The following is a 15,999-nucleotide window of genomic DNA, read 5'->3' as shown; positions in this document are numbered from 1 at the left end:
TTGCGAGCGTTAGCGAAGCAATCTATATGAAAAAGACCGCGATTCCATCGCGGCCTTTTTTGCAAAGCTTCACCTCAGCCATGCACAAGCAAGCTTGTGCGCGGCATTTGGTTCGCTACATTTGCACTCCTTCGGAGTGCGATGTTCGTCGGCTCGGTCATGGGCAAGCGAGCTTGCCCGCGACACTCGCCTCCTTACATCTCCGGAACATCAACGTCGTAGCTGGCCTTGTGACCGGCTTCGTCTACGAGCTTGATGTTGAAGTGGCCTCCTGCCTCAGGAAGTTTTTCGCCCTCGATAACGATTTCGCGCGGTTCGGAATCGTATTCAGCGGCAACCCACTTCTTGCCGACCGTTACCGTAATCGCGTTTCCGTCGGGGATTCCGTCATACTTGAACATGAGCGGAACTCTCAGGGCGGGTTGACGAACGCCACCGATGAACATGTCGCCCCAGTAGGGGAAACCAAGAATGGGAGCTTCCTCGTTATTGATGTTTGCGATATCCCGCAGTTCGTTTGTGGTGGCGCAGCGTTTTTTACCCTTGGTCTGCTTGCTGAAAATGAACCAGTTGCGGCTCGTTTCTCCAAGCCAGTATAGCGGAGCGTTGTTTTCGGGATTTTCGATACAGACTGTCCAATTCTTGAGTTGCATTCCTTTGGGATGGAATTCCAGATAATCAAGACTGTCCGTATGAGTGCGAGTCACGGCAAGAATGCGTTTGGTTGAGTCTTTTACTGTGGGAATGCCAGTTATTTTTTGGGAAACGGTGATGTTTCCGATATTGGTGCTCCAATTGACACTCTTCTGGTATTGGTTGAATGTGTAGATGGAAATGTTTTCGTTGACGGCTTTGCCGTCGCCCGTTGCGGCCGCATCGGCGCTGTAGTGAATGTCTGTCATTTCTGGATAGATTTCGAGGAGGCGTCCGATGGTAATCGGTCTGTGCTTAAATGCCTTGCACATGTCCTCTTCGATAACCTTGTCCTTGAACATAGCACTGAACTTCATTCCGTTTTCGCAACGGAACAGGTCGAGCATGGGACGGCTTAGGAATGTAAATAGAGGTGATGTCTGGACCTTGGTTAGCGGAATGGCGTGGTCGCTCTTGCAATGGGGATGGAATGTAAACTTTTTCGATGTTTTGTTGCCGTTATAGTCTTCAACTTCGATTGTGTATGTTGAAAGTGGGGCGAGTTTCGCCTGTATTACATGCCAGTCGCCTGCAGTATCGGCTTCTTCAGCCCACAGTAATTGGTCGCGAATCTGCGTCATCTTGCTATAGCGCAAGGTGTCGAGCTTATCCTCGAAAATCTTTTCGTCGTAACGCCACAAGGTGATGCGACGGACCGACATCGGATTTTCCTTAGGTTCGCGGCTGTAGTCGACGATCTTAACGGCGATATCAAGATTGTATTCGTTTTTGACGGGGGTTTCGACGCATCCCTTGTCAATTGCTTCGGGCGTTGTGATGGCGAGGTGGTTGCCCTGCCATACGGCGATACCGAATATTTGCGGTGCGATTGTATCTGCAATGGAAACTCCTGCAAGAACCGGATTCAGCAGGCGATCGTTGTCTAGGCGTACTTCCAGGTGTAGGTGCGGATTTCCGATACCGGTGCTTCCGGCGAAGGTGAGCGTGTCTCCCTTCTTGTAGCTTTTGCCCGGCTTGATGGTAACATCGTTCTTCTTGCTTGTGTATTGCTTGGCTATAATCAGCTCGTCAAGTTTTCCGAAACTGCTTTGATGCGCGAAAGCCCAGGTCTTGCCGCTATTGCCCTTGAATAGCATTAGCTTACCGTAGAGGAATGGCGATACCCTGAGTTCTATGACCTTTCCGTCTTCGGGAGCGTAGATGGGCCAGCCTTCTTCCATGTTGGTGGAGTAATCAAAACCGGCGTGGTAACGTGTTCCCCGGTTTTCACCGAAGCTGGAGGTTACATATGCATCGCGGTTGAAGGGGCGGTAGATTGGAATCGCCTCTATTCCGATGGTCTTGGTCTTGACGCTGTCGCCATTGTCGATGGAAACGCCTGATTTTGCGTTGACGCAGTCTTCGTATGCGAAGGCGTCCATGGTCTGTTGATTGCATTCCTCGGCATAGATCGGAGTTGCAAAAAATACGAAGCCCCCGATCATTCCACTGACCGCAATTTTAGAGAGTTTGTTCCAAATGATGTTCATGTGCGCAAAGATACAAAATTATTACAAGATGTGCAAACCGGATAAAGCAAAAAGACCCGCTTGCATTACAAACGGGCCTTTCGAGTGGAGCTAAGGAGAGTCGAACTCCTGACCTCCTGCATGCCATGCAGGCGCTCTACCAACTGAGCTATAACCCCGAAGGACGAGCCAAATATAGAAGAACTAATTTGACTTGTCAAGGGTGGGGCATAAAAAAAGTGAAAATTTTTTACGACCCGTTGTTTTTAGGCTTTTGCGATGGTCACGGATTCGATGATCACGTCTTCGTATGGGGCATCGCGGCGGTCGGTCTTGACCCCTGCGATTTCGTCGAGGACTTCGAAGCCTTCGTAGAGCTGTCCGAATACGGAGTAGCCTTCGGCGGGACCACCGTTAGAGGGGTGATCTAGGAAGTGAACGTCGTCGCCATGCACGATAAAGAACTGGCTGCCGATAGAATTCGGCATCATTGTCTTTGCCCAGCTGAGGGCTCCGCGCATGTGGGTGAGGCGCGGATCGTACTTGTCGCCAATTGTTGTGCCGGGGCCCTTGGCGGAGTGGCCGCCAGTACCGTTGCGATTTGTAAAGTCACCGCCCTGAATCATGAAACCGCTGATGATGCGGTGGAAGGGGGCGCCGTCATACTTACCCTGCTTGGCAAGTTCGACGAAGTTCGTGGCGCATTCGCCCACGATGTCTTCAAAAATGCGTAGCTTCATGGTGCCGTGATTGGTCTTCATGATGGCGATGGTTTCGCCTGCTTCCGGTTTGCCCAGCTGATTGAACATGGATTCTCCTATAGGTGTGAGGTTTTCCCTATATATATAAAAAAATAGGGGTATTTTCTAACTTTTCCAAGAAAAAAAGTCTAGAAAAAAACTAATTTCTAGCTGAAAACACAAAACGAACGACGCGAGTGACCTCGAACCCCAGAGGGCGCTGTGCGACTGACCTGATACTTATATGAAAGACAACTGTAAAAAAATTAGAGAATTGCTATCTGCTCAGGCGATGGAATTCGCTCTAGATGAAATGGCTGCTAAATTGGCCAAGATGCACCCCTCGGCGGATGACTTAGTGGTGCTCGGCATGGCTAGTCGCGGAATTCCGCTGGCCAAAAAACTTTGCGAGCGTCTCAGTCAAAAGTTTGACCGCGCCATCCCGATGGGAAGTCTCGATGCAACATTCTATCGCGATGACTTCCATTACCGCACCCACATGGGCACAAGCGAAATGCGCATTACCGAAATGCCTGCTTCGGTTGAAGGCAAGACGGTAATCCTTGTGGACGACGTACTTTATACGGGACGTTCGGTGCGTGCAGCCATGCAGGCGATTCTCGACCTAGGTCGTCCGGCAGCCATTCGTCTTTGCGTGCTTGTGGATCGCGGCCACCGCGAACTCCCTATCGCTCCCGATTGCGTGGGGCTCACGGTAGAAACGGCACAGGATCAGGAAGTCCGCGTGCAGATAGAGCCTTTTGATAAAGAAAATTCCGTTTACCTCGTAGAGGTGGAGGTTTAAGTTGAGCGCACTTCAGATTAAGCATTTGTTTGGACTTCAGGGCGTGTCCAAGCAGGATATCCGTACCATTTTGGACAACGCCAAGCAGTTTCGTGAGATTTTGGAACGTCCCGTCAAGAAGGTCCCGTCACTGCGCGGCCTTACCGTGGTGAACCTTTTCTTTGAAAATAGCACCCGCACGCGTACGAGCTTTGAACTTGCAGAAAAGCGTCTGTCGGCCGATACGGTAAACTTCGCTAGCAGTAATTCCAGTGTCAAGAAGGGTGAAACATTGGTTGATACGCTTCGCAATATCGAATCAATGAAGATTGATATTGTGGTTGTTCGACACAAGGGAACGGGTGTTCCGAAGTTTCTTGCCGAACACAGCAATGCAATTATCGTGAACGCGGGGGATGGTGCTCATGAACATCCCACGCAAGCATTGTTGGACATGCTTACTGTTGAAGAAAAGCTCGGAACCCTTGAAGGAAAGAAGGTAACGATCGTTGGCGATATCCGCCACAGTCGCGTGGCCCGTAGTAATATTTGGGGGATGACCACCATGGGTGCCCATGTGACGCTCTGCGGTCCGTCGACGCTGGTTCCTCGCAATACGGAACTTCTGCAGTATAAGGAACTCGGCAATGTTTCTTGGGAGGGCGATGTTGAAAAGGCGGTCAAGGAAGCCGATGTTGTCATTGCCCTTCGCCTCCAGAAGGAACGCATGGATGACGCCTTGCTTCCGAGCATGCGAGAGTACCGCAATTTCTTTGGCATTACTGAGAATGTACTTGCTCAAGCAAAGGATAAGGTCCTGATAATGCATCCAGGTCCAATCAATCGCGGAGTAGAACTTGATTCGGACATCGCCGACGGCGAACATTCCGTAATCCTTGATCAGGTGACGAACGGCGTGGCCGTTCGCATGGCGGTGTTGTATCTTTTGGCCGGAGGCCGTGCAAATGACTAATCGTGTGAACAATGTAGTTTTGAAAAATGTCCGCTTTTGGAACGGTAGTAAATTTGTCGAAACGGACAAAATGGCGATTGCCGATGGCTATGTTGCCGACAAGGATTACTTTGATAATTCATCTGAGACTGCTGCTGTTGTAGATTGCGGCGGTGCTATGGCTCTTCCGGCCTTGTTTGCCTTGGGAGTCGACTTTCAAGAACCCCTGCGCGATGACATATACACGTTTAAGGATGGATTCAAGGCTATGCGCAAGGGAGGCTTCTATGGAGGCCTTTACGAAAGTGCGGCAAACCCGATTGACGATAGCGAGAAACTAGCTGCGCTTGAAAATCGTTTGCTCGCCGAAGACATGAAGTTCGCGATTCTTGGCGCTTATAGCATTGGTTTCGGTAGTGATCGCTTGTCCGAAATGATGGAACTTGCCTCGGGATGTGATGAACTTGACGTGTGTGGTGTTGCAGGCTTTGGCGATGGTGGTGCAAGTATCCCGTCGACACGCTTTATTCGCCTAGCCATGGAATATGGCAAGATGACGGGTAAGCGATTCTTCTTCCAGCCGATGGATAGGACGCTGCGCAAGAACGGTTGTGTTCATGAAGGTGCTTATTCCGACATGCTTGGAATGAAGGGGATACCTCGTGTGGCAGAAACTATCGCTGCCTACACCGTTCTTGAAATGGCGCGATTCCTCAATGTCCCGGTGCACTTTAAGCAGGTGACCTGCGGCGAAACACTCGACCTTGTTCGAGAAGCCCGTAAGAAGGGCATGGATGTTACCTGTGATGTTGATATTTATCACTTGCTGTTGGATGATTCTTCTCTTGTTTCCCTTGATTCCGCATATCATCTGATACCTCCATTGCGGGCGGCATCCGACCGGGAGGCTTTGTTCAAGGGAATTGAGGATGGTACGGTGAATGCCGTGAGTATGAATCATTGCCCGGTACTTCGTCAGGACAAGGAAGTGAATTTTGAAGATTCTGTCCCTGGAGCAATTTCGCTGGAAGTAGCTTTGCCCGCCTTGTGGAAAGAGCTATCCGGTCGTTTCGGTGAGGCTAAGGCGATAGAACTGTTGTCGTCTGCGCCTGCCAAAATCGCTGGCGTGACTCCCGATGAAAAGCGTGTAAACTTGGTGGTTCTTTCTGATAAGCCTCACCGGGTAAAGCCTTCCGATGTTGCAGGCCATGTGCGCAATACGCCTCTCATGGACATTGAACTGCCGTGTACAATTCTCGGTACCTACATTGGTGGGGTGTGGACGGAAGTCTGAGGCCTTGTTCATGATAGAACCATTACAGCTTCTTTGGATAACTGGCATTATCTTCTTGGGCCTGTCACTGTTAGTGCTGGTCGAGGTTCAGCGTATCAATTACCGCCGTGAAAATGAAGATATGTTTGGAACAAGGATTTTTGACGAAAAGGTTGCTGCAATTGGTTTTACAGATAAAGAAAAAAGGACTTTGGATAAAATAATCCGTGCGTCGACCTTTGAAAATAAAGATGCAATCTTGAATTCGTCGAAGTTGTTCGAGGAAGCTGTCGCGATGTTCTACGATATTCGAAATGTATTTCAAATACGAGATGAAACATTGTCGGCTGTGGAACGGCTCCGTGAAAAATTGAATTTTACGGCCTCGAATAATCTGACGGAAATCTATTCAACGCGCCAATTCAGGATCGGGGATCGTATCGATCTCGTTCTTGAAAATGGCATGAAGATTAAACGGTCCGAAATTGCCTGGCGAAATGAAAAAGAGTGGGCGATTTCTTTTGAAAATGAACCGGGCGTTGAAGCCCCTAAGCTAGAAGGATCTGTCTTGATTCGCTGGACGAGACCCGACGATGCTCTTTATTCTGCTTTACTTCCTGTACTTAGAATGGAAAACGGACTTCTTGTTCTGCCTCATACCAATAAGTTGGATAAACGCCAATTGCGTCGTTGGGTTCGTGAACAGGTCCAGTTCCCGGTCACGGCGAAATTTGAAGATGAGTCCGAATGCGGGGGGATACTGTTGGATCTCTCTGCCGGTGGTATTATGATCGGACTGCCTAAGGAATGCTTTCCTGGCCAACGGCTCCGTATTAATTTTGAACTTCCCAGTTTTGGCGAACAGGTTGCAGAAATTGAAATTTTGCGTAACCTGGGGCATAAGAGTAACGACTTTCCGACCTATTTTTGCATGACGGCATCCTTTAGTGGGGCTTTCGGTTGGATTCAGGAAACGGTTCTTCAGTATCTGTTTGAATTGAATAAGAACAAAAAAGAGGCCAAAAAGAGAGCGAAAAGTACCTAACTAGTTCATTTTCAAGGACTTAGATGAATTTTTCTCTTGACATTTAGCTTTTATAAAGGTAGAATTGAAGTGATATTGTTCTTCAATCGGAGTTTACATTGGCTTTAGGATTGATTGCGAAAATTCGTGGTTTACGCGAAACAGTTGGCATTGATGTTGGTCATTACAGCATCAAGTATGTCAAGGTGTTGCATGGCGCTAGTGGTGGTAAGATTGTGCTAGATGCCGACCTGGAACGAGTGCCCGATGGAGCCATCGTTAATGGCGAAATCCAGGTTCGTGAGGGAGATGCTCCTGCGGATGCTGAAGGAAAGCATGAGAAGGATGGCGCCGAACTGCTTGGTGATGCGCTGAATAAGTTGCTTATCCGTCATCCTATCGATGATTCTTGTGATGTAGTCGCGTGTGTCAATTGTGGCGCAGGCGCTGGTGGCGTGCTGGTGGACCGTCTTTCTGTCAAGGTGCCTAAGAATGGCAATGAGGCTGCCATTATTCTTCAGACCGCCCAGTCCCGTCCGCCCTTTGATGATCAGGACAACGTGATTGACTATGAAGTCGCCTCTCGTGACAATGACGATGTCAAGGTGAATGTTGTTGCTGCCAAGAGTGCTTTGCTTGATTCTTGGGCGCAGTTTTTTACGCGAAAGGGCGTTCGACTGGCAGCCCTGGATGTCGATATTTTTGGCTTGCTGAATGCTTATATGGTGTCCATGGAAGAAAAGGACAAGGACAAGACCGTTGCCATTTTCAATATCGGCGAGAAGAAAATGAGTGTGGCATTTGTTCAGGATGGAAAGTTCCACTCTATGCGTGCCATGACCGGTGGATCATTGGACATGGTCATTAGCAAGACCTGCATGAACTTGGGAGTCGATGCCGAGAAGTGTCATGAAATTTTTAACAATGGTGACCTGTCTGTTGTAGATGGTTTTTCAGAAGCGGAAGTTGAAGCTGCGCTCCGACTGGCATACGAGGATCTCCTTGCGCAGATCGACATCGGTATTCGTTATTTCTCTTCGTCCGAGGATTCCAAGGCGCTCAACATGATCCTGCTTGGCGGTGGTGGCGCAGCAATTCCGGGCTTGAAGGAATTTGTTGCTGAACGTACGGGTGTAGAAACCGATACGGTGAACCCGTTCCGTCTGATTCCTTGTGATTCCAAGGTGTTCGGTGAAACGGGAATATCCGTTAGTTTGTCTAACATTTACGCTCCTGCGTTGGGCTTGGCAATGAGGAAGTTCTAATGGCGTCTAAGAAAACAGAACCCACAGGAAATGCCTTGGCCATTTCGATTAACCTGCTTCCTCCGGAATACCGGAAGAAACAGAAAGACTTTACCTGGATTACAGACCGTCGTATTATTTGGCCTACGATAGCCTTGATCGCGGCTGCTGTTGCCGTGATGATGCTGCAGACATTCATTAATGAAACCATTTCTAGGTTGTCGACAGAGTTGACTTCTGTTCAGGAAGAAGTCGAACGCGAACGTCCCTTGCTTTCCAAGATTAGCGACCTGGAACAGAAACAAGGCGTCATTAATACCAAGATTAATGCTCTTAAATCCATTCAGGTGAGCAAGAAGCGCTGGGTGATGTTGCTAGAAAACATCTCGTCGGTTCTTCCGCCTAATATGTGGGTCACGAGCATCAATCAGATGGGTGATTTTGATTTGGAAATGAAAGGGGTAACGTTTGATTTTTCCGAGGTGGCCGAATATATGGTTAAACTGGAAAAACAGGCTAGTATCCAATCTGTATCCTTGGTGACCATCGCTACGACTAAAGTCGAAACGGAGGAAGCGTATAACTTCACCATAAAGGTCATCCTGAAACAGGATCTCGGCCTTGAGGAGGAGGGATAATGGGCAAGATAGATCTTAAAGACAAACGAAACGTATATGCCATCGTCATATGCCTTATTTTGATGGCTGCGGCCCATTTGGTATATAACTACATGTGGGATCCGTTCGTTTATCAGCGTGAGAGCCTGGAGCGTGACTTGGAAGGTGCCAAGGCGGAGCGCGACAAGATTAATGCTAAGAAGCATCGTGTTGCTGAATTGGAAATGCAGCTGGTCCAGGCCGAAAAGGACTTTGAAAAGTTGAAGGAAATGTTCCCGGAAGAGGAAAAGGTCCCTCTGCGCCTGCAGGATCTTTATTCTGTGCTTCGCAGCTCTGGCGTGCAGATCCAGAAGTTTAATCCTGAGGGTAGCGGAACCGAAAGGGAACATTATATAGAGAACCGTTATTCTATTGCGGTCAATTCAGGCTACCATATGCTTGGATATCTTTTCGCGGAAATTGCGAATTTCAGCTATCCGACGGCTATTACCAATTTGAGGTTGAACCGTTATTCGGGAATCGCTGCTGAAATCCAGAAGGCTGAAACGCACGGCTGGACTCCGATAACCATGTCCGTGAGTTTTAACTTGACCACTTACACATCAAAGAAGGTGGCAAAATGATGAAGTGTAAGTTCCTTTTATTGTCTCTTCTGTTGGTGGTGGTTGCCAATGCCGCCCAGATTAAGGATGTTCGCTTTGTTTGCGATGCGAAGGGCTGCCGCTTGGTGTATGCTTTTGCTTCGGAAAAGGATTTGCCGAATTTCTACCAGAAGTATGATGCTGCTGCTAAGAAACTGACGGTCGGTTTTTCGCAGACGACTTTCGCGTTGGGCGAAGGCGAGTTTGGCGTTGATCCTGAATCCAAGTTTATCAAGTCGATGCGAGTGTTCAAGGATAACCTCAAGGGCACTCCGTTCTTGAAGATTGAAATGGTCGTTGGATCTTCAATTTCGAGTGACAAGAACGAAATTGCTCTCGATAAGTCCAATTTCTTGCTCCAGTTCAAGAACAAGGGTGGAAAGTCCTGGACTTTGTCTAAACTCTTTGCCGAGCGCAAGAAAGAAGCTGAGAAGGCTGCTCTAGAAGAGAGGAAAGCTGCCGAAAAGGCGGCTCTCGAAGAAAAGAAACGTCTGGCCGAAGAAAAGAAGGCCGCCGAGAAGAAGGCTCTTGAAGAGAAGAAGGCCGCAGAAAAGGCCGCCAAGGAAGAAAAGAAGCGCCTGGCCGAAGAAAAGAAGGCTGCTGAAAAGCGTGCTCTTGAAGAGAAGAAGGCTGCCGAGAAGGCGGCTCTCGAAGAGAAAAAGCGTTTGGCCGAAGAGAAGAAGGCCGCAGAAAAAGCTGCCCGTGAACAGGAAAAGTTGATGGCTGAACAGCAAAAACAGCTCGATAAGGCCATTAAGGAAGGTGGCAAGATTTCTGCCTTGCTTCCGAACCTGAAGGAGATGACTGTCCTGATTGGTTCCGGCATGGAGCAGTTCCGATTGGTAGCCGAGTCTCCTATTGAACTAAAGAATATTTCTGGTCCGGATAAGAATTCTACATTGACAGTCGGTCTTGCGGGACCGCAAAAGTCTCCAGTGTTCAAGATTGGTGCTGGTTCTCTGGTCAAGTCTGTGACTTGGGGGAGCAACGGTCTCAAAATTCAGTTGCAGTCGAGTGTCAAACCGGTCATTCTTGTCCAAGATGGAATCTTAGTCCTGCAGGTCGCGGAACGCGCCCTGAAGAAGGACGGCTTTGTCTTCTGGTCTGCTCAGCCGGATGGAATCTTTGTGAGGGATTGGATGAAGGCCGTCGATGAAGCCTTGAACTTTGATTCCTTTGTCAAGAAGATGGAAAAGGATAGCAAGAAAATTGTTTCGGGATCTCAGACATTCCATTTGCGTCCGGTCATCCGCGAATTGATTGTTGTTGCCGATGAAATTGAGCTCTATGCGGCTCCTAACGAAAATGCACAGGTGCTGCAGCGTCTAGTCTTCGGCGATAGGCTTGTCAGCCTCGATTTGACTGGACTCTATCGCAAGGTTCAGTATGGGAACCGTGTTGGCTATGTTAACCGTCGCTCGGTGAGTTTCTTTGATGAGTTGTCTGCTGTGCAGGCGGAACGCCTGAAACAGGTCGATAAGGATCGTGGTACCGATCTTGCGGGTGGAACGCCTGTAACGACGGGAAGCCAACTGGAAGGATTGTATGAAGACCGCGTGACCTATAGCTCTTTTGGTCGTCGTGATCCATTTGTAGAAATTAAGGGCTTAGTAGAAGAAGGTATCAATATCGACCAGGTCGAACTGGTTGGAATTATTTGGGAATCGGATGTCCCGATGGCTATCTTGGTTGAATCTAAGAATCCGTCGGTTTCTTACACGCTTAAGGAAGGTGACAAGATTCTCAATGGCAAAGTCTTGAAAATTACACAAACTGACGTCCTCTTCCTGATTCAGGAATTCGGGGTGAGCCGTCGCTATTCCATGGGTCTTCCCGATAAATTTGGGGGTCAAAAGTGAAAAATATGATTAAAATACTGACTGCTATTCTCTTGGTGGTTTCTATGGCCACAGCAGGCCCTGCCGAAGGTTCGGTAAGTGGACCCAATACGAAATTATATGATTTCAGTTTCGTAGAAATGAACTTCGAGGCTGTCTTCAATTCCATATCCAAGGTGGCTCAAGTCGACATTATCCTTGCTCCGGAAGTCAAGGGTAAGACGAGCTTGACTATCACGAAGAAGACTTGGCAAGAAGCTCTTGATATCGTCTGTAACATGAACGACTTGACATGGATTGTGGAGGACAAGTATATCTTGATTCAGCGATCCAGTACTTACTTTGCTAAGCAGAAAAAGATTGCTGACGAAGAAGCTCAAGCCGAACAGAACGCTCCGCTAGTGCGAAAGAATTTCCAGATTCATCATGCAAAGGCCCAGGAACTCATTCAGGTCCTTGAAAGCATGAAGTCTGGACGTGGTCGTATCACCACCGTGGAACGTACGAATTCGATTATCGTTTATGATACTGAAGCAAAAATTGAGCAGATGCAGAACGCTCTCACGGAACTTGACGTTGAAACACTTCAGATCATGATTACGGCGAAGCTCGTGGTGGTTAATAGCGAACGTGCTCGCGAATTGGGTGTTGACTGGACTGCGAGAATGGGAAATGCCGCGTTGACACCTGGTGTTGCTGGTACTCCTACTGGAACAACCTCCGGTGGTACACGTACTAGTGCTGCTATTCAGTCGTTCCCGAATGGTGGAGCCTCTCCGGCTGTGAATAAGGCTTCGACGGCGATTACGGCAAGTCTGCTTGACAATAATCTGCAAATTGCTTTGACGAACTTGATGGGCGATGCTTCTACGGAAGTTCTTGCTAGCCCGCAGGTATCTACCCTCGACAATACGGAAGCCCTGGTGTTCATGGGTGATAAGGTGTCCATCCGCGTGATTGACGATGATGGTGAATCTTCGACACAGCTGGTGGAAACGGGTATCAAGCTTACGGTGACTCCGCATGTGTCTGGAGACAACCGAATCTTGCTTGATTTGCATCCTGAAAACAATTCCTATGGTTATGACGAAAAGGGTGAAGTCGTTATCAGTACGCAGGAAGCAAAGACCAAGGTTGTCGTGGCAGATGGCGAAACGATTGTTATCGGTGGCCTCACTCGTAATGAGAATACGGAAACTGAATCCGGTATTCCATTCCTCAAGGATATTCCGCTGCTGGGTAACTTGTTCAAGTACACGCGTAAGTCCGTTGCGAAGAAGGACCTTGTTATCTTTGTGACGCCGCGAATCATTCGCAATTATGTAGGCGATGTTGAACTTTCTGAACCGGTTGCCGAAAGAGTGGATGCAAAGCAGGAAGAAAAGCCTGCCGAAAAGACGAATGAAGAACAACAGCCTGCCGCAGAAGCTGCTCCGGTCGTAGAAACGGCTCCTGCTGCACAGCAGGCTCCGGCCCCTGCGGAATCCAAGCCGGCTGCGGCTGCACAGCCTGCTCCTGCGGCACCTGCTCCTGCAGAAGATGCCGAAGACTGGAACTAAAAAGAACCTCTTTTAAAAGAACCCCGGAACGATTGTTCCGGTTTTTTTTTATCTGAAATCTTTAACTTTTGTGCTATCTAACAACCAGTGCTGCAAGAGCCAGTTCCTGGCTCGTCCGAGTCCAACTGGAACTCTTGAATTCATAGTTGAGATCAGCGAGGCGTCGAATAACTCGGCATAGGAGTGGCTTGCCCCAACGACGGCAGCATTCGGCGGCGTTACCTTGTTTGCAGAACAGAAAGTAATTCTTGCCGAGTGCCTGAGCTGCTTCTTGTGGGCTCATTTTTGTGGAGAGAGTCATGTAGTTGAGCAGGTCTACCGCATGGTTGTATAGAGCGTTCACAAGACTGATTGCATCTTTTGTGCCGTCTTTGCCGCCATAAAGAATCTCATGGAGTTTGTTGGTGTAGCCTGCCGAATCGCGCATGCCGAAGAAGTTCAGTATTTCATAGGGGGGAATTTCTCGGCGTGGAATCACGAGCATCTTGACTAGATCAAGCGTAATCTTGTCGCAGTCAGGTTTGTATAGCAGGATTTTTTCCACTTCATCGCAAACAGTCTTGGTGCTTGTGCCGATTGCATCAGCTAAGTAAAGACTTGCCGCAGGTTCAATTGGCTTGCCAAAGAAGGAGGGGATTGTCGCTGCAATCCATTCTTGCATCTTGTACTGCTTGGGCTCTTCGTATTTTTCGACTTTGCCCACTTTTTGTAGAACCTTGTAGAGTTCCGATGTGGCACGAAGTTCGTCAAAGTCTAACAGCAATTTGCAGTCAGGGGCCTCTTTTAACCAGCTGGTAAGAGCCTTGACTTCATCGGCAGTTTTGATTGCATCGGCCTTGCGGACGACTACGGCCTGTTCCGGAGCGAACATTGAGACTGAACCACAGTTTTCCATAATTAGGGCTGTGACAGAGGATATGTTCGGATCGGAGGCGTATACCACTAGCTTTGCCAGCGGATCGTCTTTTCGATCGCCAAGAGCATCGGTTAGAAACTTGTCTATTTGACGCTCTTTCGAAAACTGGTCTGTGCCGATGAGGGCTATAATCATAGCTTACTTGAAGTCAATGATTTCGAAACGGTTCTTACCCTTGGGGGTGACGACTTCGACAATTTCACCTTTCTTTTTACCCATGAATGCTGAACCCATGGGACTCTTGAAACTGATTTTGCCGTTCATCGGATCGACGCCTTCGGGGCTTACCAACTGATAGACAACTTCTTTCTTGGTTGCGAGGTTTTTGGCGGTGACAGTTGCACCAAAGCGGATGGTGTCGGAGTTGGCGTCAAATTCCACAATAATTGCATTAGAAATTTGGTCTTCCAGTTTGGGAATTTCCAGATCAATATGAGCCAGCATTTCCTTGGCGGCGTGGTATTCGGCGTTTTCGCTCAGGTCGCCTTGCTTGCGGGCTTCTTCCATTTCATCAACAACGCGGGGACGTTCGACCTTTTTGAGGAAGGTGTAACGTTCAACCAGCTTATCGTAAGTTTCTTTAGTACAGGGTGTTTTAGCCATACCATTAAATTAGAATTTTTTTGCGGGGCAGATGCGGGGGGTGTTCAACATTGGTGCATTTTTCTATAATTTAGGAGGTAAAAAACAATAGGAGATACTATGTACACTGTATTGGAAAAAGGCGGCGTCTGCTCCCCGAAGGGCTTTACCGCGTCTGGAATTTGTGCAGGCATCAAGGCCAGCGGTAACGCTGACATGGCTCTTCTGAAGAGCGAAAAGGCTGCACGTTGCTTTGCCGTGTTTACAACGAACAAGGTGAAGGCTGCTCCGGTGCTTTACGACAAAGCCGCCCTTGAACATGCCCACTTTGCCTCTGCCGTTGTGGTGAACAGCGGTAACGCAAATGCCTGTACCGGCGAACAGGGCCTGCGCGATGCAGAACGCATGGCTGTCCTTACCGAAGAAGCCTTGAAGCTTACTCCGAAGAGCGTGCTCGTTTGCAGCACCGGTGTGATTGGCCACCTGATGCCGATGGACAAGATTGAAGCCGGTATTCCGAAGCTTGTGGAAAAGCTCCATGCTGACGCTTCCGAAGAATTTGGCCGCGCCATTCTGACGACTGACCTTGCGCTCAAGAGCCATGCCGTCGAAATCCAGACCGAAAAGGGTGTGGTAACGATTGGTGGCGCCTGCAAGGGCTCGGGCATGATTCACCCGAACATGGCCACGATGCTTGCCTTTATTACCACTGACCTTGCTTTGCCGATCGATTTCTTTGCTGAATTCCGCGCCGACATCGCCGACTCCTTCAATGCGATTACGGTCGATGGCGACACCAGTACGAACGACACTTGCATTCTTTTGGCAAACGGCATGAGCGGTCTCAAGTACGAAGACCTCTCGCTCAGCGAACAAGGTGAATTCCGCGCAGCACTCATGCTCGTGATGAAGGAACTTGCTAAGGATATCGTCCGCGACGGCGAAGGTGCGACCAAGCTGATTGAACTCTGCATCGAAAAGGCCGAAAGCCACGAAGAGGCTTTGCGCATGGCCCGCTTTATAGGGACTTCTAACTTGGCCAAGTGCGCTATGTTCGGCGAAGACCCGAACTGGGGCCGTATTCTGAGCAGCGCAGGTTCGAGCGGCTGCAACATGGTCGCCGAACAGACGGACCTTTTCTTTGGCGATGTGCAGGTGCTTTCTAACGGTCGCCCGGTGCAGCTTGACGAAGAACAGACCAAGGCTCTGCGTGCGGTAGTCCGCCAGCGTGAATACAAAGTAACGCTCGTCCTTAACATTGGGCACGCAAGCGCAAGCGCGTTCACTTGCGACTTGAGCTATGACTACGTTAAGATCAACGCCGAATATACGACCTAATAAGACCGAGCAGGCTAAATTCACCAGAATCCTTACTCTGAAGCCAGCTCTCTCGCCACCACGACTCGTTAGGACGAGTCGCTTGTGGCTCACGGATGGCTAAACTCAACAGAATCCTTATACGGGAGCCGATTATCTCGCAACCACGCCTAGTCAATACTAGGCGTTTGTTGCTCACGGAGACCGTTCGGCTCTCACGGTAGACCGCTCGGCGTGTTTGGTTCCTTTTGTGAACGGAATTCTTGTGAAAATCCTGCTTTTGGGCGGGATTTTCTTGTATTTTTATAGGAAAAAAAAAGAGGAATAACATGGATAATTTCAACTTCTAC

At 48.9% G+C, this 15,999-nt stretch carries 14 protein-coding genes and 1 tRNA gene; 10 read left to right on the top strand and 5 right to left on the bottom strand.

The annotated features are described in order from the left end of the window. Positions 1-194: 194 nt before the first annotated feature. The 3 genes from Q0628_RS02690 to Q0628_RS02680 all read right to left on the bottom strand — a co-directional run bounded on the left by Q0628_RS02690 (position 195) and on the right by Q0628_RS02680 (position 2,971). Positions 195-2,183, bottom strand: coding sequence for a M23 family metallopeptidase (locus tag Q0628_RS02690; protein ID WP_298768033.1), 1,989 nt, complete (start codon positions 2,181-2,183; stop codon positions 195-197). A gap of 85 nt (positions 2,184-2,268) precedes the next feature. After that, positions 2,269-2,341 (bottom strand) — tRNA-Ala (locus tag Q0628_RS02685). Positions 2,342-2,428: 87 nt separating this feature from the next. After that, the gene (locus Q0628_RS02680) at positions 2,429-2,971 is read right to left on the bottom strand and encodes a peptidylprolyl isomerase (protein ID WP_298768032.1); all 543 of its coding nucleotides are present in this window, start codon (positions 2,969-2,971) and stop codon (positions 2,429-2,431) included. Positions 2,972-3,176: 205 nt separating this feature from the next. Here Q0628_RS02680 and pyrR point away from each other — a divergent pair, with 205 nt between their 5' ends. From pyrR to pilQ, 9 genes are all read left to right on the top strand, one after another. After that, on the top strand, positions 3,177-3,707 hold the full coding sequence (gene pyrR / locus Q0628_RS02675; RefSeq protein ID WP_298768031.1) for a bifunctional pyr operon transcriptional regulator/uracil phosphoribosyltransferase PyrR: 531 nt from the start codon (positions 3,177-3,179) through the stop codon (positions 3,705-3,707). Position 3,708: 1 nt separating this feature from the next. Further along, entirely contained in the window at positions 3,709-4,659 is a 951-nt protein-coding gene (locus Q0628_RS02670; protein ID WP_298768030.1) for an aspartate carbamoyltransferase catalytic subunit, read from the top strand. Beyond that, entirely contained in the window at positions 4,652-5,932 is a 1,281-nt protein-coding gene (locus Q0628_RS02665) for a dihydroorotase (RefSeq protein WP_298768029.1), read from the top strand. Before Q0628_RS02670 ends, Q0628_RS02665 begins: the two co-directional genes overlap by 8 nt. A 10-nt stretch (positions 5,933-5,942) precedes the next feature. Beyond that, on the top strand, positions 5,943-6,956 hold the full coding sequence (locus tag Q0628_RS02660) for a PilZ domain-containing protein (RefSeq protein WP_298768028.1): 1,014 nt from the start codon (positions 5,943-5,945) through the stop codon (positions 6,954-6,956). A gap of 98 nt (positions 6,957-7,054) precedes the next feature. Then, on the top strand, positions 7,055-8,200 hold the full coding sequence (gene pilM / locus Q0628_RS02655; RefSeq protein WP_298768027.1) for a pilus assembly protein PilM: 1,146 nt from the start codon (positions 7,055-7,057) through the stop codon (positions 8,198-8,200). After that, entirely contained in the window at positions 8,200-8,817 is a 618-nt protein-coding gene (locus tag Q0628_RS02650; protein ID WP_298768026.1) for a PilN domain-containing protein, read from the top strand. Before pilM ends, Q0628_RS02650 begins: the two co-directional genes overlap by 1 nt. After that, positions 8,817-9,419: a type 4a pilus biogenesis protein PilO gene (gene pilO, locus Q0628_RS02645; protein ID WP_298768025.1), complete on the top strand. Its 603-nt coding sequence runs from the start codon at positions 8,817-8,819 to the stop codon at positions 9,417-9,419. Before Q0628_RS02650 ends, pilO begins: the two co-directional genes overlap by 1 nt. Next, positions 9,416-11,296, top strand: coding sequence for a hypothetical protein (locus Q0628_RS02640; RefSeq protein WP_298768024.1), 1,881 nt, complete (start codon positions 9,416-9,418; stop codon positions 11,294-11,296). Before pilO ends, Q0628_RS02640 begins: the two co-directional genes overlap by 4 nt. Before the next feature lie 5 nt (positions 11,297-11,301). Beyond that, the gene (pilQ, locus tag Q0628_RS02635) at positions 11,302-12,834 is read left to right on the top strand and encodes a type IV pilus secretin PilQ (protein WP_298768023.1); all 1,533 of its coding nucleotides are present in this window, start codon (positions 11,302-11,304) and stop codon (positions 12,832-12,834) included. Between the two features lie 73 nt (positions 12,835-12,907). On the opposite strand, the gene holA is transcribed toward pilQ, so the two are convergent. Continuing rightward, positions 12,908-13,885: a DNA polymerase III subunit delta gene (gene holA / locus Q0628_RS02630; protein WP_298768022.1), complete on the bottom strand. Its 978-nt coding sequence runs from the start codon at positions 13,883-13,885 to the stop codon at positions 12,908-12,910. Between the two features lie 3 nt (positions 13,886-13,888). After that, positions 13,889-14,353, bottom strand: coding sequence for a transcription elongation factor GreA (greA, locus tag Q0628_RS02625; RefSeq protein ID WP_298768021.1), 465 nt, complete (start codon positions 14,351-14,353; stop codon positions 13,889-13,891). A 99-nt stretch (positions 14,354-14,452) separates the two neighbouring features. Between greA and argJ the strand changes: the two genes are divergently transcribed. Further along, a complete protein-coding gene (gene argJ / locus Q0628_RS02620; protein WP_298768020.1) occupies positions 14,453-15,670 on the top strand; it encodes a bifunctional glutamate N-acetyltransferase/amino-acid acetyltransferase ArgJ in 1,218 nt (405 codons plus the stop codon). Positions 15,671-15,999: the final 329 nt, after the last annotated feature.

The organism is uncultured Fibrobacter sp., from assembly GCF_937877005.1.
GTDB lineage: Bacteria > Fibrobacterota > Fibrobacteria > Fibrobacterales > Fibrobacteraceae > Fibrobacter.
This window is presented reverse-complemented; position numbering and strand designations above follow the sequence as displayed.

What these genes read in the sequence shown, in the direction of transcription:
- Q0628_RS02640 (WP_298768024.1), top strand. Translation starts at nt 9,416, where the DNA reads ATGATGAAGTGTAAGTTCCTTTTATTGTCTCTTCTGTTGGTGGTGGTT.
- Q0628_RS02690 (WP_298768033.1), bottom strand. Translation starts at nt 2,183, where the DNA reads ATGAACATCATTTGGAACAAACTCTCTAAAATTGCGGTCAGTGGAATG.
- argJ (WP_298768020.1), top strand. Translation starts at nt 14,453, where the DNA reads ATGTACACTGTATTGGAAAAAGGCGGCGTCTGCTCCCCGAAGGGCTTT.
- Q0628_RS02650 (WP_298768026.1), top strand. Translation starts at nt 8,200, where the DNA reads ATGGCGTCTAAGAAAACAGAACCCACAGGAAATGCCTTGGCCATTTCG.
- holA (WP_298768022.1), bottom strand. Translation starts at nt 13,885, where the DNA reads ATGATTATAGCCCTCATCGGCACAGACCAGTTTTCGAAAGAGCGTCAA.
- greA (WP_298768021.1), bottom strand. Translation starts at nt 14,353, where the DNA reads ATGGCTAAAACACCCTGTACTAAAGAAACTTACGATAAGCTGGTTGAA.
- Q0628_RS02680 (WP_298768032.1), bottom strand. Translation starts at nt 2,971, where the DNA reads ATGTTCAATCAGCTGGGCAAACCGGAAGCAGGCGAAACCATCGCCATC.
- Q0628_RS02660 (WP_298768028.1), top strand. Translation starts at nt 5,943, where the DNA reads ATGATAGAACCATTACAGCTTCTTTGGATAACTGGCATTATCTTCTTG.
- pilQ (WP_298768023.1), top strand. Translation starts at nt 11,302, where the DNA reads ATGATTAAAATACTGACTGCTATTCTCTTGGTGGTTTCTATGGCCACA.
- pilO (WP_298768025.1), top strand. Translation starts at nt 8,817, where the DNA reads ATGGGCAAGATAGATCTTAAAGACAAACGAAACGTATATGCCATCGTC.
- Q0628_RS02665 (WP_298768029.1), top strand. Translation starts at nt 4,652, where the DNA reads ATGACTAATCGTGTGAACAATGTAGTTTTGAAAAATGTCCGCTTTTGG.